Annotated in this window: 19 protein-coding genes; 13 read left to right on the top strand and 6 right to left on the bottom strand. The window is 65.3% G+C overall.

The annotated features are described in order from the left end of the window. Positions 1 to 72 precede the first annotated feature (72 nt). From EB231_RS04690 to EB231_RS04660, 7 genes are all read left to right on the top strand, one after another. Positions 73 to 2,205 (top strand): acetate--CoA ligase family protein, encoded by a 2,133-nt coding sequence (locus EB231_RS04690; RefSeq protein WP_172347810.1) that lies wholly within the window; start codon positions 73 to 75, stop codon positions 2,203 to 2,205. Between the two features lie 20 nt (positions 2,206 to 2,225). Then, positions 2,226 to 3,401, top strand: a complete 1,176-nt coding sequence (locus EB231_RS04685) for an acyl-CoA dehydrogenase family protein (protein WP_172347809.1) — start codon at positions 2,226 to 2,228, stop codon at positions 3,399 to 3,401. Further along, positions 3,398 to 4,279 (top strand): ABC transporter permease, encoded by an 882-nt coding sequence (locus EB231_RS04680; protein ID WP_246740876.1) that lies wholly within the window; start codon positions 3,398 to 3,400, stop codon positions 4,277 to 4,279. Before EB231_RS04685 ends, EB231_RS04680 begins: the two co-directional genes overlap by 4 nt. Further along, positions 4,276 to 5,076, top strand: a complete 801-nt coding sequence (locus EB231_RS04675) for an ABC transporter permease (protein ID WP_172347808.1) — start codon at positions 4,276 to 4,278, stop codon at positions 5,074 to 5,076. The genes EB231_RS04680 and EB231_RS04675 overlap by 4 nt, the downstream gene beginning before the upstream one ends. Continuing rightward, positions 5,073 to 6,185 (top strand): ABC transporter ATP-binding protein, encoded by a 1,113-nt coding sequence (locus tag EB231_RS04670; RefSeq protein WP_172347807.1) that lies wholly within the window; start codon positions 5,073 to 5,075, stop codon positions 6,183 to 6,185. Before EB231_RS04675 ends, EB231_RS04670 begins: the two co-directional genes overlap by 4 nt. After that, the gene (locus EB231_RS04665; RefSeq protein ID WP_172347806.1) at positions 6,178 to 7,230 is read left to right on the top strand and encodes an ABC transporter substrate-binding protein; all 1,053 of its coding nucleotides are present in this window, start codon (positions 6,178 to 6,180) and stop codon (positions 7,228 to 7,230) included. Before EB231_RS04670 ends, EB231_RS04665 begins: the two co-directional genes overlap by 8 nt. Positions 7,231 to 7,338: 108 nt before the next feature. After that, positions 7,339 to 8,643, top strand: coding sequence for an NAD(P)/FAD-dependent oxidoreductase (locus EB231_RS04660; protein WP_172347805.1), 1,305 nt, complete (start codon positions 7,339 to 7,341; stop codon positions 8,641 to 8,643). 27 nt (positions 8,644 to 8,670) lie between these two features. On the opposite strand, the gene EB231_RS04655 is transcribed toward EB231_RS04660, so the two are convergent. After that, entirely contained in the window at positions 8,671 to 9,306 is a 636-nt protein-coding gene (locus tag EB231_RS04655; RefSeq protein WP_172347804.1) for a methyltransferase family protein, read from the bottom strand. Between the two features lie 265 nt (positions 9,307 to 9,571). Here EB231_RS04655 and EB231_RS04650 point away from each other — a divergent pair, with 265 nt between their 5' ends. From EB231_RS04650 to EB231_RS04630, 5 genes are all read left to right on the top strand, one after another. Beyond that, positions 9,572 to 9,829 carry a hypothetical protein gene (locus tag EB231_RS04650; protein ID WP_172347803.1) on the top strand — a complete coding sequence of 86 codons (258 nt, stop codon included), beginning with the start codon at positions 9,572 to 9,574 and terminating at the stop codon, positions 9,827 to 9,829. Between the two features lie 142 nt (positions 9,830 to 9,971). Next, positions 9,972 to 10,766, top strand: coding sequence for a COG4705 family protein (locus tag EB231_RS04645; protein WP_172347802.1), 795 nt, complete (start codon positions 9,972 to 9,974; stop codon positions 10,764 to 10,766). A gap of 105 nt (positions 10,767 to 10,871) precedes the next feature. Beyond that, on the top strand, positions 10,872 to 11,555 hold the full coding sequence (locus EB231_RS04640) for a winged helix-turn-helix domain-containing protein (RefSeq protein WP_172347801.1): 684 nt from the start codon (positions 10,872 to 10,874) through the stop codon (positions 11,553 to 11,555). Next, entirely contained in the window at positions 11,552 to 12,922 is a 1,371-nt protein-coding gene (locus EB231_RS04635) for a sensor histidine kinase (protein ID WP_172347800.1), read from the top strand. Before EB231_RS04640 ends, EB231_RS04635 begins: the two co-directional genes overlap by 4 nt. Positions 12,923 to 12,944: 22 nt before the next feature. Further along, a complete protein-coding gene (locus EB231_RS04630) occupies positions 12,945 to 13,058 on the top strand; it encodes a DUF1344 domain-containing protein (protein WP_172347799.1) in 114 nt (37 codons plus the stop codon). A 51-nt stretch (positions 13,059 to 13,109) separates the two neighbouring features. Here EB231_RS04630 and EB231_RS04625 read toward each other — a convergent pair whose 3' ends face one another. Both EB231_RS04625 and EB231_RS04620 read right to left on the bottom strand, forming a co-directional pair. Then, the gene (locus EB231_RS04625; protein ID WP_172347798.1) at positions 13,110 to 13,253 is read right to left on the bottom strand and encodes a hypothetical protein; all 144 of its coding nucleotides are present in this window, start codon (positions 13,251 to 13,253) and stop codon (positions 13,110 to 13,112) included. 130 nt (positions 13,254 to 13,383) lie between these two features. Beyond that, positions 13,384 to 13,812, bottom strand: a complete 429-nt coding sequence (locus EB231_RS04620) for an Lrp/AsnC family transcriptional regulator (RefSeq protein ID WP_172347797.1) — start codon at positions 13,810 to 13,812, stop codon at positions 13,384 to 13,386. A 122-nt stretch (positions 13,813 to 13,934) separates the two neighbouring features. Here EB231_RS04620 and EB231_RS04615 point away from each other — a divergent pair, with 122 nt between their 5' ends. Next, positions 13,935 to 15,038: a saccharopine dehydrogenase family protein gene (locus EB231_RS04615; RefSeq protein ID WP_172347796.1), complete on the top strand. Its 1,104-nt coding sequence runs from the start codon at positions 13,935 to 13,937 to the stop codon at positions 15,036 to 15,038. Between the two features lie 147 nt (positions 15,039 to 15,185). Here EB231_RS04615 and lpdA read toward each other — a convergent pair whose 3' ends face one another. The 3 genes from lpdA to EB231_RS04600 form a co-directional block, all read right to left on the bottom strand. Further along, positions 15,186 to 16,580 carry a dihydrolipoyl dehydrogenase gene (lpdA, locus tag EB231_RS04610; protein ID WP_172347795.1) on the bottom strand — a complete coding sequence of 465 codons (1,395 nt, stop codon included), beginning with the start codon at positions 16,578 to 16,580 and terminating at the stop codon, positions 15,186 to 15,188. Positions 16,581 to 16,899: 319 nt separating this feature from the next. Continuing rightward, positions 16,900 to 18,231, bottom strand: a complete 1,332-nt coding sequence (locus EB231_RS04605; protein ID WP_172347794.1) for a dihydrolipoamide acetyltransferase family protein — start codon at positions 18,229 to 18,231, stop codon at positions 16,900 to 16,902. A gap of 1 nt (position 18,232) precedes the next feature. Continuing rightward, the gene (locus tag EB231_RS04600; RefSeq protein ID WP_172347793.1) at positions 18,233 to 19,246 is read right to left on the bottom strand and encodes an alpha-ketoacid dehydrogenase subunit beta; all 1,014 of its coding nucleotides are present in this window, start codon (positions 19,244 to 19,246) and stop codon (positions 18,233 to 18,235) included. Between the last annotated feature and the right edge of the window lies 1 nt (position 19,247).

Raw genomic sequence — 19,247 nt, 5'->3', positions numbered from 1 at the left:
TCCGACAGCTCGCAAAATCAAAATCACAGCGACGGACCGAGGGCTTCGGGAACAAGCCATGGGAGCAGACATTTGGCTGGAACCATAGCCGCCCTTGGCGGCATGACGCAGGCAAGGCATCGTCTCGATCCGCTGTTGCGGCCGGCGTCGATCGCCTTCGTCGGCGCGTCCGTGCGCCCCAACACGCCGGGCAACACCATGATGCGCGCCGCGGCGATAGATGGCTATTCTGGCCGGCTCTACGCCATCAACCCGAAATACGACGTCGTGGAAGGCGTGCCGTGTTTTCCCGATCTGAGAAGCCTGCCGGAGACGGTCGACCATGTCGTGCTCGGCGTCGCCAATGACTATCTCGAGGACAATCTGCTGGCGGCCGCCCGCCATGGCGCCAGGGCGGTCACCATCTTCGCCAGCTGCGACCTGACCGGCGCGGCCAACGACCCGCTCGCCGGCCGGTTGACCGAAATAGCCCGCGAGGCCGGCATCGTCATTTGCGGCGGCAACGGCATGGGCTTCTGCAACCCCGGCATCGGCCTGCGCGTCTCCGGCTTCGCCTCCCGTCTCGCCATGAAGCCCGGCGGCGTGGCGCTGGTCACGCAATCGGGCTCGGCCTTCTCCGCGCTCGCCTACAACGACCAGCGGCTGAAATTCCAGCTCTGCGTTTCCAGCGGCCGCGAACTGACAACGACGACGGCCGACTATGTCGACTGGGCGCTCGACCAGCCCGAAACGTCGGTCATCGGCCTGTTTCTCGAAACGGCGCGCCGGCCCGACGATTTTGCCCGCTGCCTGGAAAAGGCGGACCGGCTCGGCATTCCGGTTGTTGTCCTGAAGGTCGGGCGCACGGAATTGAGCGCCGGCTTCGCCTCCAGCCACAGCGGCGCGATTGCCGGCGACAATGCCGCCTACGAGGCCCTGTTCGACAGGTGGGGCGCCTTCAGCGTCGACACGCTGGACCAGCTGGCCGCCAATCTCGCTTTGTTTTCGGCCGGCCGGCCGGCCGCCAGCGGCGGCCTTGCCAGCCTGCACGATTCCGGCGGTGAACGCGAAATGGTCGCCGACCTCGCGGCGAAGGCCGGCGTGCCGTTCGCCGCCATCTCGGAGCGGACGAAGGAGGAGTTGCGGCTGCATCTCGACAGCGGCCTGCAGCCGGCGAACCCGCTCGATGTCTGGGGCTCGGGCCTCGACTTCGAGACGCATGTCGAGGCCTGCATGGACGCCATGCTCGCCGACCCCGACACCGCCATCGGCGTGCTGTTCCAGGACATACGCGACGGCTCCTACGTCGCCGAAGGCTTTACCCGCGCCGTGATCCGTTCCCACGCCAAGACCGGCAAGCCGGTTGCCGTGGTCAGCAACTACGCCACGGTGAACCACCGCGCACTCGCCTTGTCGACCACGGAGGCCGGCGTGCCGGTCATCGACGGCACCGATGAAGGCCTGCAGGCCATCCGCAATCTGCTGGCGTTTCGCGACCGGCGCGCCGCGACCCACACCTATCCCGATGCCGTGGCGAGCGAGGTCCGCGAGCGCTGGCGCCGGCGCCTTGGCCAGGAGAAGCCGTTCGGCGAAAGCGAAGCGCTGGCGCTGCTGGCCGACTATGGCATCGCCACGCCGCGCTCGATCGCCGCCGCCACGCCGGATGACGTTGTCGCCGCCGCGCGAAGGATCGGCTTTCCCATTGCCCTGAAGACCGCCGTCCCCGGCATCCTGCACAAATCCGATGTCGGCGGCGTCCGCCTCGGCCTGGCCGATGAACCGGAGCTGGCGGTCGCCTATGCCGACATGGCGGCTCGGCTCGGCCCGCAGGTGCTGGTTGCCGAAATGGCCCCCAAAGGCGTCGAGATCGCATTCGGCCTGATCCGCGACCAACAGTTCGGACCCTATCTGGTCATTGCCTCCGGCGGCCTCTGGATCGAAGTGCTCAGGGACCGCGCGGTCGCCTTGCCGCCGCTCAGCCTCGAGCAGGCGCAAGCCCTGGTCGTCAGGCTGAAGACAAGCCCGCTGCTCGACGGCGGGCGCGGCCGGCCGGCGGCCGACAGGGCAGCACTCCATGCCGCCCTTGCCCGTTTCTCGATGCTCGCCGCTGATCTCGGCGACCTCATCGACGAGATGGACGTCAACCCGCTCTTGGTTTCCGACCATAGCTGCATGGCCGTCGACGCGCTCTTGCTCGGCCGCAACGCCGGGCGCCCGACAAGATGAATTGCTTTTAGAGGACTGCCATGAATTTCGATCTCAGCCCGCGCGAAAAGGAACTGTCGAAGAAGGGGCGCGACTTCTGCGACCAGGTGCTTCTGCCGCTGGAAGCAATCACCGACGAGCATGGCGAATTGCCGATGGAGCGCCGCTCGACTGTCCGGCAGCAGGTGCGCGACTGGGGACTGGCCGGCATCAACCACTCGAAGGAAAATGGCGGCCTCGGCCTGACCATGGTCGAGCAGACGGCGATCGAGGAACAGCTCGGCCGCGTCACCAATGGCCTGTGGAGCTGTGTCTGGCGCCCGCCGGTGAGCCTGAAATTCGGCACCGAGGCGCAGAAGCAGGATTATCTGATCCCGTCCTCGCACGGCCATCGCCGCGGCGCCTTCGCCATCACCGAACCGGAGGCCGGCTCCGACCCGCGCCGGGTCAAGACCAGCGCGGTTTTGAAAAATGGCCAGTGGCACCTGACCGGCGAGAAATGGTTCGTCACCTCCTACAACGCATCCGATTTCGTCATTGTGCATGCCCATGTCGACGACGATCCCGACAAGCCGACCTTGTTCCTGGTCGACAAGCCGGTGAACAACATGGTGCATCTGCGCTCGCCGAAATTCATGCACAATTTCGCCTTCGACCATGCCGAATTGCGCTTCGAGGGCACCACGGTCGGCGAGGACAAGATGCTCGGCAAGATCGGCCAGGGGCTCGAACTGACCAAGGACTGGTTCGTAGAGGCGCGCCTGCAGATCGCCTCGCATGCGGTGGGCGCCGCGACCCGCGCCGCCGAGATCGCCAATGACTATGCCACCTCTCGCCACCAGTTCGACCGGCCTATCCGCGATTTCCAGGGCGTGGAATTCATGCTCGCCGACATGGCGGTCGAGATCTTCGCCGCCAAGTCGATGCTGTACCGCGTCGCCTGGGAGATCGACCAGGGTCTCGACCGCAAGCGCGTGCACGCCCATGCCAGCGCGCTGAAGCTCTACTGCTCGGAAGCCGCCGGCCGCGTCATCGACAAGGCGCTGCAGGTGCTGGGCGGTCGCGGCTACATGCGCGAAAACCCGGTCGAGCGGCTCTACCGCGACATCCGCGTCGACCGCATCTGGGAAGGCACGTCGGAGATCCAGCGCGTGGTCGTCGCCGGCCAGATCCGCAAGCGCGGCATCGGCGTCTTCAGCGAGGTGGCCTGGGCGTGACGGTAACAGGTACCCTGCCGGAGATGAAGGGGCGAACCGTGACGATGTCACGGCGGCATGTCGAGACCGCATGCCTGCTCGGCCCGGCGCTGATCGTGCTGGCGTTGCTGTTCGTGGTGCCGCTGGCGCGGCTTTTCTCGCTGGCCTTCACCGACCCGGCCGGACCGTTCGCGACCTTCGCCGTGCTGACCGAAAGCGCGGTCTACCGCCAGGTGATGTGGAACACTTTTGTCGTCGCAATCATGGTGACGGCACTTTGCGTGCTGTTCGCCTGGCCGGTCGCCTATGTGCTGTCGCGCCTGGAGGGTGTTTGGTTCGGCATCGCGCTCTACGGTGTGCTGTTTCCCTTCTGGATCTCGGTGCTGGTGCGCACCTTCTCCTGGATGCTGCTTCTGGAGCGCAACGGGCCGATCAACCGCCTGTTGATGGCGAGCGGCATCATCGACGCGCCGCTGGCACTGCTGTTCAACAATGTCGGCGTGCTGGTCGGCATGATCCACATCCTCTTGCCCTACATGATCCTGCCGCTCTACGGCGCCATGGTCCGCATCGACCGCCGCCTGCTGCTGGCAAGCGATGGGCTCGGCGCCAGCCTCGCCGACACCTTCCGGCGCATCTATCTGCCGCTCTGCCTGCCCGGCCTTGCCGGCGGCGCGACCTTCGTCTTCCTGCTGTCGCTCGGCTTCTTCATTACGCCTGCCCTGCTTGGCGGCTCGAACGCCATCACGCTGTCGATGCTGATCGCCAGCTTTGTCAACGACCGCCTTGCCTGGTCGCTCGCCGCCGCCGGCTCGCTGGCACTGCTCGCCATCGTGCTGGTGCTGATGGCGTTGACCGCCCGGCTGCTGCCGATCGAGAGGGGGCTGTTCGCACGATGAACAGGTTGCCGCTCCTGCTCCGCGTATCAGCCAACGCCGGCGCCAGCCTGGTGCTCGCCTTCCTCGTGCTGCCGATCCTTGCCGTGGTGCCGGCCTCCTTCAACAAGGCGAGCTTCATCTATCTGCCGCCGCGCGCATGGTCCGGCATCTGGTATGAGCGCTTCCTCGCCGATCCGGAATGGCGCACATCGCTTCTCAACAGCGTCGAGGTCGCCACGCTGGCCACGATCATCGCGGTCGTGCTCGGCACGCTGGCGGCAATCGGCCTGCGCCGCATCGACGGCCGCCTGCGCACGCTCGTCACCGGCCTGTTCCTGGCGCCGATGATCGTGCCGGTCATCGTCACGGCGGTGGCGCTCTACCGCAGCGCGCTCGATGTCGGCCTGAGCGGCACCATCCTGGGCATGAGCCTCGGCCATGCCATACTGGCGCTGCCTTTCGTCGTCATCAATGTCGGCATCGCCTTGCGCGCCGTCGACGACAACTGGCTGCGTGCCGCCGCCGGCCTTGGCGCCGGCCCATGGCGGATCTTCCGAACCGTCACATTGCCCAACATCACGCCAGGCATCGTCGGTGGCGCCATCTTCTCCTTCATCACCTCCTTCGACGAAGTGATCATCGCCGTGTTCATGGCCGGCTATGCCTCGAAAACGCTGCCGGTGAAGATCTGGGAATCGATCCGGCTCGAATTCACGCCGGTCATCGCTGTCGCCGCGACGGTGATGATCGCGCTGGCCATCGTCCTGTTCGCGCTGGCGCAAATTTTCAGCCGCAAATCCGGGAGCCCGAGCCGATGACCGCGATCCATTCGGGACAGTCGCTGCGCCTGGCCGGCGTGTCGAAGACCTATGGCAGCTTTCGGGCGCTGGAGCCGACCGACCTCGATGTGGCATCCGGCGAATTCCTGACGCTGCTCGGACCCTCCGGCTCGGGCAAGACGACGCTGCTCAACCTCACCGCCGGCTATATCGAGCCGACGGCGGGCGAGATCCACATCGGCGAGCGCGACGTCACCCGCATGCCCGCCCGCCACCGCAACATCGGCATGGTGTTCCAGAACTATGCGCTGTTTCCACATATGAGTGTGGGCGAGAATGTCGGCTATGGCCTGAGTGTGCGCCGGCTGCCCGAGCCCGACATCACCAGGCGGGTCACCGACATACTGGCGCTGATGCGGCTCGACGGCTTTGCCGACCGGCCCGTCCAGCAACTCTCGGGCGGCCAGCAGCAGCGCGTGGCGCTGGCCCGCGCGCTGGTCATCGAGCCCGACGTACTTTTGATGGACGAGCCGCTTGGCGCGCTCGACAAGCAGCTGCGCCGCTCAGTGCAGCTCGAACTGCGCCGGCTGCACCAGAGGCTCGGCCGCACCACGATCTATGTCACCCACGACCAGGAAGAGGCGCTGGTGCTCTCCGACCGCATCGCGGTGATGGACGGCGGCCGGATCCAGCAATTGGGCACGGTGGACGACCTCTACGACCGTCCCGTCAACGCCTTCGTCGCCGGCTTCATCGGCGAATCCAACCTGCTGCCGGTGCGCGTGCTCTCGTCATCGGACGGCAAGGCCTCGGTCGATGTCGAGGCGTTCCGCAAGACCATCGCCGTCGATGCGGCGCCGGGAACGGCGCCGGGCGAGCCGGCGCGGCTGCTGATCCGGCCCGAGCATGTCGAGCTTGGCCGCGGCGGCGAAGGCGTTGCCGCCGAGATCGTCGAGGTGATCTATCTCGGCGAATTGACCCAGCTCACCTTGCGGCTGGAGAGCGGCCAGACGCTCGCCGCCCGGCAGATCACCGACCGGACATTGCAGGCCGGCGCCAGGGTCCATGTCTCGTGGAAACCTGGCCATGTCCGGGCGGTTCCTCATTTCCCACCCAAACCCACCAAAACGGAGAAAGCTGATGCATAGGCGTACTTTCCTTCTGACGGCAGCGGGCGGCCTGCTGGCCGGCGCGACGGGTCTTCCCCGGCTGGCCAGCGCGGCCGGCCGGCCCTTCACCTTCACATCCTGGGGCGGCGCCCTGTCGAATGCCGAAAAGTCGGCGTTCATCGATCCCTTCGGCCAGCTCAAGGGCATCGAGGTGATCAACACCTCGCCAACCGAAACAGCCAAGATCAAGGCCATGGTCGAGGCCAAGGCGGTCGAGTGGGATCTTGTCGACCTAGGCGGCCGCACCGTGTGGCAAGGCGGTCATGAAGGTTTTCTCGAGCCGATCGACGTCTCGAAGGTCCCCAACGCCGCGGCACTCGATAAGGGATGGGTCGCCCCCAACGGCATCGCCACCTCGACCGGCGCCACGATCATCGGCTGGTCGAAGACGGCGTTTCCCGATGCCGGCCCGCAATCCTGGGCCGACTTCTGGGACGTGAAGCGCTTCCCCGGGCCGCGCGGCCTCTACCGCTACTTCTATTACAACTACGAAGCCGCCCTGCTCGCCGCAGGCGTAAAACCCTCGGAAGTGTTTCCCTACACGACCGAGAAGGCCGACATGGCGATGGCGAAGATCAAGGAACTGAAGCCCCACGTCACGGTCTGGTGGGGCAGCGGCGCACAGCCGCCGCAGCTGCTTTCGTCGGGAGAATTGGCTATGTCCTCGGCCTGGAGCGGCCGCATGTTGGCGGCTGAGGCCGAAGGCGCGCCCGTCGGCTTCACCTACAAGGACGGCATCGCCTGGGCCAACTGGTGGGCCATCCCCAAGGGATCGCCCAATGTCGAACTGGCGCATGAAGCGATCGATTTCGCGCTCGCAGAAGCCCAGCAGGCGAAGCTGCTCGCGCTCAGGACCTATGGCCCGGTGCTGAGCAGCGCGACATCGGGCGCCGATGCCGACACGAAGAAGATCCTCGTCATGGCTCCCGACAACATCAAGGACATGCTGATCCTCAACGAGGGCGAAGCTGACAAATATTCGGTCGCCTATGAGGAAAAGTGGAACCAGCTGATGCTGCAGTGAACCGCGCCGACCGGCGTGGCTGATCCGAAACTCGCCACGCCGGAGCATCGGCCCAAGGACCGCGCCCGCGGTTGAAGCGGCGCATCGCGCGACCTCGCCGGAGAAGACATGCCTGTTGACGCACCCCAAGCCCTGCCGGCCAGCCTGTGGGCGGCGACGGCTACCCCCGCCCCGCTCTATGCCGGGGCGAAAGGCGATGCCGTGGCCGATGTCGCCATTGTCGGCGCCGGCTATACGGGCTTGAGCGCCGCCCTTCATTTGTCGCAGGCCGGCAGGAAGGTGATCGTGGTGGAGGCCAGCGAACCTGGCTGGGGCGCTTCCGGGCGCAATGGCGGGCAGATCATCGCCGGGCTGAAGCACGATCCTGACACGCTCGAAGCCAAGTTCGGCCGGAAGTTGGGCAGCGCCATCACCAGGACCTTTGGCGCCGGCGGCGATCTGGTCTTCGATCTCATCGAGAAGTACCGCATCGACTGCCACGCCGAGCGCAGCGGCTGGATCCAGGGCGCGCATGGACCCAAGCCTTTTTCGGACATCGTGACGCCCCGCTTCCGGCAATGGCGCGACAGGGGCGTCGAGGCGCGCCTGCTCGACCGCCAGCAAATGGCCGATCTCACCGGCTCGGCGCCCGAGGCCTATCATGGCGGCTGGTTCGACCCGCGCGGCGGCGTGCTGCAGCCGCTGAGCTACGCGCGCGGCCTGGCCGCCGCCGCCATCTCGCAGGGCGCCACGGTGCTTGCGCGTTCGCCGGCGCTTGGCCTCAGCCGCGATGGCGACCAGTGGGTGATCGATCTCGGACAATCCTCGATCCGTGCGCGACAGGTCGTGCTGGCCACCAACGCCTACACCGGGAACCTGTGGCCAGGGCTGCGCCAGACCGTCATCCCGGTGACCAGCTTCCAGATCGCCACGCAGCCGCTGGCGCCAGCGCTGCGCCGCACCATCCTGCCGGGCGGCCAGGGCGTCGCCGACACCAGGCGGCTCCTGCTCTATTTCCGCCTCGACCATGAAGGCCGGCTGGTGATGGGGGGCCGCTCCCCGGTCGACGACAACCCGACCATGGACGATGCGGCGCCCCTGAAGGCCGCCCTCGCCCGCATCTTCCCGCAGGCGGCCGGCGCGCCGGTCGAATTCGTCTGGAGCGGCAAGGTTGCGATCACCAAGGACACGATGCCGCATATCCACATGCTGGCGCCTGGCCTGTTCACCGCACTTGGCTGCAACGGACGCGGTGTTGCCGCCTGCACGACGACAGGCAGGCTGCTTGCCGATCTTGCTCTGGGCACCGCGCCGGCCGACCTGCCATTCCCGGTCACCGCACCCGACCGCTATGCGCTGCATGCCTTGCGCAAGGTCGGCGTCTTCGCCTTCAGCCAGTATTACAAGTTGCTCGACAGCCGAAGCGCCGCGTGACCGGAAGATTAGCCGGTTAATGGCGGGTCAGTAGAGGGTGACGAAGGCCGGGAACAGCATGCCCGTCTCCCGGAAATGCTCGATCAGCTCGATGGCCGGAAAGATGGCCAGGAAATAGAGCCCGTCATAGAAGGTGCGCTTGAGCGCGCGCGTCGAGAACTGCAGCTCGTCAATGTCGCGGTAGAGCAGTGGGTTCGGCCAGAACCTGGGCGTCGCCTTGATATAGGTCGCATAGGCCGGGCCGAACTTGCCCAGGAGATATTCGGCTTCCTTGCGCGCCGTGACGCGGAAGATGAGAAAGCTGGCAAGGCCAAGGATTGCCGCCGCCACCAGCGAGCCATAGAGCAAACCGATGCCGACCGCGCCGACCGTCGAAAAAAAATAGAGCGGGTTCTGGCTCATGGAAAACGGGCCGGTAGAAACCAGCTCCTCGTTCTTCTTGCCGCCGACATAGAGAATGCTCCAGAGCCGGCCGGCGACGCAGACCAGCACCAGGCAGAGGCCGAAGAATTCGAGGGCTTCGTGGCTTTCCGAGCCCTCGGTGAGCGCCGGCTTGGTGAGAAACAGGAGCAGCACCGCCAGCGCCGCCGCCACCCGCACGAAGATCAGCCGTTTGCGTTGGACGAACGCCTTCGAAACCGGCTTGAGGGAAGCATAGGCCATTCGGGTTTTCCTGGGGCACGGATTTCAGGTTCGGGCACTGGGGCACGCCATTGATGGCGGATACAAGGCGCTGGCTTCTATCAGCGCAGCGCGCGAGGTTCGTAAAGACCTTTTGCACGGCCCATGTCCATTCTTACGAATTTGTAAGCCGCCGGACAGGCTGGAGTGAAGTCGCTTCCCTATCGTTCGAATGCCAGCCCGCCATTTTGGGGCCGGCTTCAGTTTACGGCAGCCGGACCATTGGCATCGGACAGGGAATGGTTTCATGAGGAAATTTGCACTTGCGGTCGCATTGGGCCTCGTCGCCGCATCCGGTCCGGTTTCCCTTGTTTTCGCGGCCACCGCGCCTTGCGAGGAAACGCTGAAGGCATTGCGCGCGGCGCAGGCAGCGACCAAGCTCAACGACGCGGACAAGAACAAGGTCTCGGAACTGGAGACCAAGGGCATCGAACGCTGCAACGCGGATGACGGCAAGCGCGCCGACGACTTCTTCGCCCAGGCCATGAAGGTCATGGGCAAGTAATCCATGCCGTCCAAAGCACCCTCTGGCATCATCCGAGGGTTTGCGGGCGATTGAGAAGGACACGCGTCACAGGGGCGGATCGCATGAATCCCTCGCGATGCGCTTTCATCCCGCCACGACCATCAACCTCAGGACTTCAGCCATGCTCCCCAGCAACAATCAGCCCGCCGGGCCGGGCCAGAACAGGGTCCCGGACGTCACCCTCGATTTCTGGCTGATCAAGCTGATGGCGGTGACCATGGGCGAGACGGCGGCCGACTATCTGGCCGTCAACCTCGGGCTCGGGCTGACCGCTACATCGCTGATCATGACCGGCGTTCTGGTCGTTGCCCTTGTCCTGCAGTTCGCGCAGAAACGCTACGTGCCCTGGGCTTACTGGCTGGCGGTGGTGCTGATCAGCGTCGTCGGCACGCTGATCACCGACAACCTCGTCGACAATTTCGGCGTGCGCCTGCAGACCACCACGATTGCCTTCAGCGTGGTGCTCGCGGCGACGTTCGCGGTCTGGTACGCCAGCGAGCGGACGCTCTCGATCCACACCATCTTCACGACCAGGCGCGAGATCTTCTACTGGCTGGCGATCCTCTTCACCTTCTCGCTCGGCACCGCCGCCGGCGACCTGGTCGCGGAAAGCTTCGACATGGGCTATCTGACCACGGGCCTGCTGTTCGGCGGCGTGATCGCATTCATCGCACTTGCCTACTATCTCCTCCATCTGGACGCTATCCTGGCCTTCTGGCTTGCCTATATCCTGACGCGGCCGCTTGGCGCGTCCTTTGGCGACTTGCTGTCGCAGCCGGCCGAATATGGCGGTCTTGGTTTCGGCACCACCTTTACCAGCGTGATCTTCCTCGGCTGCATCATCGCCCTGGTTCTCTACATGACATTGAAGAGAACCGCCGACGATGCCGACGAGATCCTCCTGGAATCGGATTGAGGCTTCGGCATGCGCTGCGTGGCTTGCCATTCCTCGACCGTCCTAGGAACGGACCCATCCCGGTGATAGCCTGTCCCCGATATCGGCAATCACCCGGATAAGCCAATGCGACTTCTTCTTGTCGAGGACGACCACAGGACGGCGGACTACATCGTCAGGGGACTGACCGAGGCCGGCCATGTCTGCGACCTGGTGCGCGATGGCCATGACGCGCTTTTCGCGGCGACCAGCGGCGCCTATGACGTGATCATAGCCGATCGCATGATCCCGGGTCTCGACGGCCTGTCAATGGTCAAGGCGGTCCGCGCCGCCGGCGTGCGCACGCCGGCCATCTTTCTCACCTCCGTCGGCGGCGTTGACGACCGCGTCGAGGGGCTGGAAGCCGGCGGCGACGACTATCTGGTCAAGCCCTTCGCCTTTTCGGAGCTTCTCGCCCGCATAAACGCACTTGCCCGCCGGCCGGCGGCGTTGGAGCAGAAGACCGTTCTGCGGGTCGGCGACCTCGAAATGGACCTCATCATGCGCCGCGTTGTCAGGCAGGGCCAGCCGATCGACCTGCAGCCACGCGAGTTCAGCCTGCTGGAGGTTCTGATGCGCGGCGAAGGCCGCGTGATCACCCGCACCATGCTTCTGGAACGCGTCTGGGACTTTCATTTCGATCCCAAGACCAGTGTCGTGGAGACCCATATCAGCCGGCTGCGGGCCAAGATCGACAAGCCGTTCGAAACCCAGCTCATCCACACTGTCCGCAACACCGGTTACAGCCTGCACGCACCGCTTGCGTCATGACCGGAACCTGGGCCCGCCTGCTGCGCAGCACGCCGTTCCGGCTCGCCTTGACGTTTGCTTTCCTGTTCATGCTGGCCTTCGTGCTGGCGGGCGCCATCGTCTACCAGATGATGAGCGCCGATCTTGCCGAGCAACTCGATGACACCATCAAGGAAACCTACTCCGTCGTCGCCGCAACCTATGCCGACAATGACCTCAAGGAGCTGGTGGAGACCGTCCAAAGCCACTCCACGCGCAGCCCGAGGAAGGAACAGCTTTTTTCGCTGACCGACGCGGCCGGCAACCGTCTGGCTGGCAACTTCACCGCGGCGGGGCTTCCAGACGGCTTTTCGATGTTCGGGGCCGAAATGCCCGGCCTGCCTCCCGATACCGAATACCGCGCCTATTCCGGCTCGGTTGGCGGCAACAATCTGACCATCGCCTTCAGCCTGTCCGAGACGGAGGAACTGGAGACGATCATGCTGATGAGCTTCGGCTGGGCAACCCTGATCATCACCGGGCTGGCGATCACCGGTGGCGCCTTGCTCGCCTCGCGCGTCCAACGCCGTCTCGACGGCATTGCCGCCACCATGGTCGACGTCTCGCATGGCCGGCTCGACACCCGCATCCCGCTGACCGGCAATGGCGACGACATCGACATGGTTTCCGGCCAGGTCAATGCGGCGCTCGACCGGCTGTCGGGCCTGGTCGACGGCATGAAACAGGTCAGCACCAACATCGCGCACGATTTGAAGACGCCGCTCAACCGCCTGCAAATGATCCTGGAAGGCGCCGCCGACAAGGCCGCGCGGGATCAGGACGTCTCCGACGATCTCGCCGATGCGCGCGCGGAAGGCTATCAGATCAACGAGACCTTCGATGCGCTGTTGCGGATCGCCCAGATCGAAGCCGGCGCGCGCAAGGCCCGCTTTACCGATGTCGACCTCGATGAGATCCTGCGGACCATGGCCGAGATCTATACCGACGTTGCCGAGGACGATGGGAAGGTGCTGTCGTTCTCGCAATTGAACGGAAGCGGGGACCGTATCCATGGCGACAGGGAACTGTTGACGCAGATGTTCGCCAATCTGGTCGAGAATGCGCTGCGCCATTGCCCGCCCGGCACGACCATCAGATTGTCGGTGGCGCGCCAGGGTGAGCGTGTCCTCGCCAGCGTCGCCGACAACGGACCCGGCATTCCTCCGGACGAGCGCGAAAGGGTGTTTCAGCGGCTCTACCGGTTGGACCACAGCCGCTCGACCCCCGGCAGCGGCCTTGGCCTCAGTCTTGTCAGGGCCATCGCCGATCTGCACGGGGCATCCATCGCCCTTGACGATTGCCGGCCCGGCCTCGCCGTGATGGTGGGATTTCCGCTGGCATCTGCTTAGCCGGCGAATGGTTGTCCGCCCCGTGTCGCTCTTACCCATAGAGGTCGAGACGTTGAAGGCCGGCGAGAAGGTGATCGTCACCTATTCGACAAAACCAGGCAGACCGCTGGTGTCGAGCATCCAGCCCGCCAAGTAGGAAGCGGCGGCCGGGTCGCTCGCGGCCCAGCCTCCCATATCCCGGACAAGATCACCATATCCAGACCAGGTAGGACCGCTCGTCGACGCCCGTCGGGTGCCCGGACATGACGAGCAGAAGGCAGGCCATGGCCAGCAACGCCACGGGCATGGCGACACGGATCCAGTTGCCTGAGGAATGGCCGCGGCCCTGCATGACGAAACTCCTAACGCGACGGGCTTGCTGGCCGGGGATCCAGGCTGCGGCAGCGGGTCATGCGCGACTATGTCCGATGGAGAATACGGACGTCTTGCCGGGTTTTTACAAATCGGTAAGGGCACGACGTTCAGCGGTCGATGCGCGTCGACAGGATGATCGAAGATGAGGTCCGCTCGACGCCGTCCATGGCGCCGATCCGGTCGAGCAGCGCGTCGAGGTCGCGGATCGACGGGGCGTCGACAATGACGATCATGTCGAAATTGCCGCTGACGGAATGCAGCGTCCTGACCGGCGGCAGCGCCTGCAGAGCCCGCACCACTCTGTCGGCAAGCTTCGGCGTGACGGTGAGCAGCACATGTGCCTTGACAAGCCCTTGCTCGTAGTCCGCCGAGAGCCTGACGCCGTAGCCTGCAATGATGCCGCGCTGCTCCAGCCGCTCGATCCGGCTCTGTACCGTCGTGCGCGACACACCGAGCTGCCGCGCCAGTTCGGCCGTCGATGCGCGCGCGTTGGCGCGCAGCAGGGAAAGCAGGGCCTGTTCGGCTTCACTGAGCATTTCGACGAATCCCTTCGGCAAATTGCCTAATGTTAGGGTTCACTCTGCCAGATTCCACACTTCCTTTCGACAGGCAAGCTGCGATGATTCCGCCAAATCGAATTTGGCAGGAGTATTTGACCATGAACAACATCGTTATCGTCGGCGCCGGCAAGATCGGCTCGACCATTGCCGGGATGCTCGCCGCGACGGGCGACTACCACGTTATCCTTGTCGACCGCTCCGCGGCGCAGCTCGCCGCGGCCGAAGTGCCCGCCGGCGTCGAGACGCTCGAACTCGACATCGCGGCGGTCGGCGCGCTGGAAGCGGCGCTCGCCGGCAAGTTCGCGGTGCTCAGCGCCGCCCCCTTCCATCTCACCACGCGCATCGCCGAGGCCGCGGCCAGCGCCGGCGTGCACTATCTCGACCTCACCGAGGACGTCGTCTCGACCCGCCGCGTCAAGGAACTGGCGCGTTCTGGCAAGAGCGCCTTCATTCCGCAATGCGGGCTGGCGCCGGGCTTCATCTCGATCGTCGCCAATGATCTCGCCAGCCGCTTCGACACGCTCGAAAGCGTGCGCATGCGCGTCGGCGCCTTGCCGCAATATCCGTCCAACGCGCTGAACTACAATCTCACCTGGAGCACCGACGGCGTCATCAACGAATATTGCGAGCCCTGCGAGGCGATCGTCGAGGGCGAGCTAATCGAAGTGCCGCCGCTGGAGGAGCGCGAGGAATTCTCGCTCGACGGCGTCACCTACGAGGCGTTCAACACGTCGGGCGGGCTGGGCACGCTGGCTGAGACGCTGAAGGGCAAGGTACGCACGCTGAACTACCGCACCATCCGCTATCCCGGCCATGCCGCGATCATGAAGGCGCTGCTCCACGATCTCGGCCTGCGCCACCGCCGCGACGTGCTGAAGGACATCTTCGAAAGTGCTTTGCCGGCGACGCTGCAGGACGTGGTCATCGTCTTCGTCACCGTCTCCGGGCGCCGCAACGGCCGACTGCTGCAGGAGACCTACGCCAACAAGATCTATTCGCAGCGCGTCGGCAACCAGCTGCGCAGCGCCATCCAGATCACCACGGCGTCCGGCATCTGCGCCGTGCTCGACATGCTGGCCGACGGCAGCCTGCCGGCAACCGGGTTCGTCAAGCAGGAAGACATCGCGCTGGATGCATTTCTGGCCAACCGCTTTGGGCGCGCGTATGCGCAGCACGAGATGGTGAGCCGGCTGGCGAGCTGAGCTTTTTACGCTCCCCCTTGTGGGAAGGGTCTGCACGCAATCGGAGCGAAGCGGAAATCGCGAGACGGGTGGGGTGAGCGCCGACGGTCGGCGAGGCCCCCGCTCCGCTTCGCGGATCGACCCTCCCCACAAGGGGAGGGTAACCGCTCAAATATGCAGCGCGTGGCCCAGCGCCTTCAGCGCCGCTTCCTGGAAGCCCTCACCTTGCGTCGGATGGGCATGTATCGTGCCGGCGATATCCTCCAGCCGCGCGCCCATTTCCAGCGCCAGCCCGAAAGCCGCCGACAGTTCCGACACGCCCTGCCCGACCGCCTGGATGCCGAGCACCAGATGGTTGTCCGCGCGGGCGACGACGCGGACGAAACCATCTTCGCCCATCTTCGTCATCGCCCGTCCGTTGGCGGCGAACGGGAACAGGCCGATCTTGACCTCGCCCTGAGCCTTGGCCTCTTCGGGCGACAGGCCGGCCGTCACCAGCTCCGGATCGGTGAAGCAGACGGCGGGGATTGCCCGCTTGTCCCAGCTGCGCTTGTGGCCGGCGACGATCTCGGCCACCATTTCGCCTTGCGCCATCGCCCGGTGCGCCAGCATCGGCTCTCCGGTCACGTCGCCGATGGCGAAGATGCCGCGCATCGAGGTGCGGCACTGGTCGTCGATCTTGATGAATTTGCCGGCCATGTCGAGGTCGATCTGCTCGAGGCCCCAACCTTCCGTCACCGGCTTGCGTCCCACCGTGACCAGGATCTTGTCCGCGGCGACCTTGGCACTCTTGCCATCCGCTATTTCGACCAGCAGGGCATCGCCCTTCGTGGACAGGCCCTTGGCCTTTGCGCCTGTCATCACCTCGATCCCGAGTGTGGCGAGCCGCTTGACGACAGGCCGGGTGAGTTCGGCGTCATACTGCGCCAGCACGCGCGGCAAGGCCTCGACCACCGTGACCTTGGCGCCCATTTTAGCGAAGGCCATGCCGAGCTCCAGCCCGATATAGCCACCACCCACCACCGCGAGTTTCCTGGGAACCTCGCTCAGAGCCAGCGCGTCCGTCGACGATATGACAGGCCCGCCAAAGGGAAGAGAAGGCAGCTCGACCGGCGCCGAACCGGTGGCGATGACGATGGTTTCGGCGCGGATCATCTGGCTTCCGATCTCGGTCTCGACCTCGACGGTCTTGCCGTCGCGGAACGTCGCCCAGCCCTGCACGGTCTTTACACCAGCCTTCTTGAGCAGGCCGGCAACGCCGCTGTTGAGCCGGCTGACAATGCCGTCCTTCCAGGCGACGGTCCTGGCAAGGTCGAGCGCGGGCGCGGTGACCGAAATGCCGAGCGGGCTCTTGCCGCCAGCCATATGCGACACTTTCTCGAATTCCTCCGCCGCATGGATCAGCGCCTTCGACGGAATGCAGCCGACATTTAGGCAGGTGCCGCCCGGTTTTCCGGCCTCGACGATGACCGTATCGACGCCGAGCTGGCCGGCACGGATGGCTGAGATATAGCCGCCCGGACCGGCGCCGATGACGAGCAGCTTGCAGGAGATTTCTTTCATGGGGTCACCTCGATCGGTCGCCTTGCCTTCGTGCCGTATCGCTTACGTCTAGGATTGGCCGAGGCGCTCGCGCCTTCGTCATCCCGGGGCGGAGCAAGGAACGTAGCGACGCGCGTAGAGCCCGGGATCCATGCCGTGACGCTCGTGCGTTGCAGCGGTGCGGAATTCTGCTCCGCCGCCCCCTTCGACGTCGGTCGCGGCATGGATCCTCGGGTCAAGCCCGAGGATGACGAACGCGTGGAGGGCTGGAGCCAATCACAGGCGACACCGCTCGGCGGCCAGGAACTTGTCAGCGGCGACCGAGCCAAAGCCATTGCCCTCAATCCACGAAAATCAGCGCCGGCGTTTCCAGCAGCGCCTTGATGCGCTGGATGAACACCGCCGCATTCCAGCCGTCAATGACGCGGTGGTCGAAGCTCGACGACAGGTTCATCATCTTGCGCGGGATGAACTGCGTGCCGTCCCACACCGGCCGCACCATCATCTTGTTGACACCGATGATCGCCACTTCCGGATGGTTGATGACCGGGGTCGTCGCCACGCCGCCCATTGCGCCAAGCGAGGTGATGGTGATGGTGGAGCCGGTAAGCTCCTCGCGCGTCGCCGTGCCGGACTTTGCCGCCTCGGCCAGCCTGACGACCTCGGCGCCGCAATCCCAGATGTCGCGCGCCTCGGCATGCTTGACGACAGGAACCACCAGCCCGGACGGTGTTTGTGCTGCGATGCCGATATGGATGCCGCCATGCTGGTGGATGATGCCGGCCTCGTCGTCGAACAGCGAATTGAGCTGGGGCTGGTCCGCGATCGCCTTGACCATCGCCCGCATAAGGAACGGCAGCAGCGTCAGCTTCGGCCTCTCCACGCCACCCCTGGCAACGCGCTTTTCCTTGTTGAGCGCGGCGCGCAATTCCTCCAGCGCGGTGACGTCGATTTCCTCGACATAGGTGATGTGCGGGATGCGCGACTTGGACAGCGTCATCTTCTCGGCGATCTTGCGCCGCAGACCGACCACCTTGATGTCCTCGACCGTGTCGTTGCGAGCGAGGCCCGATGCCTTGGCCACCTGCGGCCCGCGCGCCAGGAAGGCCTCGATGTCCTCGTGGCCGATGCGGCCGGCTGGGCCGCTTCCCGCGACCTGCCTGAGATCGATGCCGGCCTCTTTCGCCCGCAGGCGCACGGCCGGCGACGCTAGCGGTTTTTCGCCCTCCGGCCGCGGGGCGCCGGAGACGGACGTCTGCCCGATGCTTTTCGAAATGACCGGAGCGGGTTTCGCCTCCGGGTCACTTTCCTTTGGCTTGGTCTTCGCGTCCGGCTCGGCGCTCTCCAGCTTCGGCGTCGGAAGCTTCACCGGAGGTTCGGCCACCGCTGCCTCGGCCTTGGCGCCACCCTTAGGCGTTACATTGCCCTCGCCCGCCACTTTCAGCCGCACGATCGGCGAGCCGATCGCCACCGTGTCGCCGATCTCGGCGCCCAGCCACAGGATCTCGCCATCGACCGGCGAAGGGATTTCGACCGTCGCCTTGTCGGTCATCACGGCGGCGAGCACCGTGTCCTCGCGCACGATATCGCCGACCTTGACGTGCCATTCGACGAGTTCGGCCTCGGCGACACCCTCGCCGACATCGGGCAGCTTGATGATGTGTTCGCCCATCTTAAGCTCCCATGGTTTCAATCAGCGCGCGGCCGACCCGGGCGGGACCGGGGAAATAGTCCCATTCCTGCGCGTGCGGATAGGGCGTGTCCCAGCCGGCGACCCGCGCCACCGGCGCCTCCAGATGATAGAAGCAGTTTTCCTGGACGAGCGCCGAAAGCTCGGCGCCGAAGCCTGAGGTCAGCGTCGCCTCATGCACCACGACGCAGCGCCCGGTCTTCTTGACCGAGGTAACAATGGTGTCGAGGTCGAGCGGCAACAGCGTCCTCAGATCGATGATCTCGGCATCGATGCCGGTTTCCTCGGCCGCGGCTTGCGCGACATAGACCATGGTGCCATAGGCGAGCACGGTGACCGCCGAGCCGGCCCTGCGGATCGCCGCCTTGCCGAGCGGCACGGTGTAGTGACCATCGGCGACCTCGCCGAGCTCGTGCTTCGACCACGGCGTCACCGGTCGGTCGTGGTGGCCATCGAAGGGGCCGTTGTAGAGCCGTTTCGGTTCGAGGAAGATGACCGGGTCGGGATCCTCGATCGCCGCGATCAGCAGCCCCTTGGCATCATGCGGGTTGGACGGCACCACCGTCTTCAGCCCGGACACATGGGTGAACAGGGCTTCAGGACTCTGGCTATGCGTCTGGCCGCCGAAGATGCCGCCGCCGGTTGGCATACGGACGACGATCGGGCAGGTGAAATCGCCATTCGAGCGGTAGCGCAGCCGTGCCGCTTCCTGGGTGAGCTGGTCGTAGGCCGGATACATGTAGTCGGCAAACTGAATCTCCACGCACGGCTTCAAGCCATAGGCGGCCATGCCGATGGCCGAGCCGACAATGCCGGATTCGTTGATCGGCGCGTCGAAACAGCGGCTCTTGCCGTATTTCGCCTGCAGGCCCTGCGTGCAGCGGAAGACGCCGCCGAAGAAACCGACATCCTCACCGAACACGACAACGCGCTCGTCACGTCCCATCGACACATCCATGGCGTCGCGGATCGCCTCGATCATGGTCCGTCTCGGCATG

It is taken from the genome of Mesorhizobium sp. NZP2298 (genome assembly GCF_013170825.1).
Classification (GTDB): Bacteria; Pseudomonadota; Alphaproteobacteria; order Rhizobiales; family Rhizobiaceae; genus Mesorhizobium.
The sequence above is the reverse complement of the archived record's forward strand: the minus strand, read 5'-3'. Positions and strand labels throughout refer to the sequence as shown.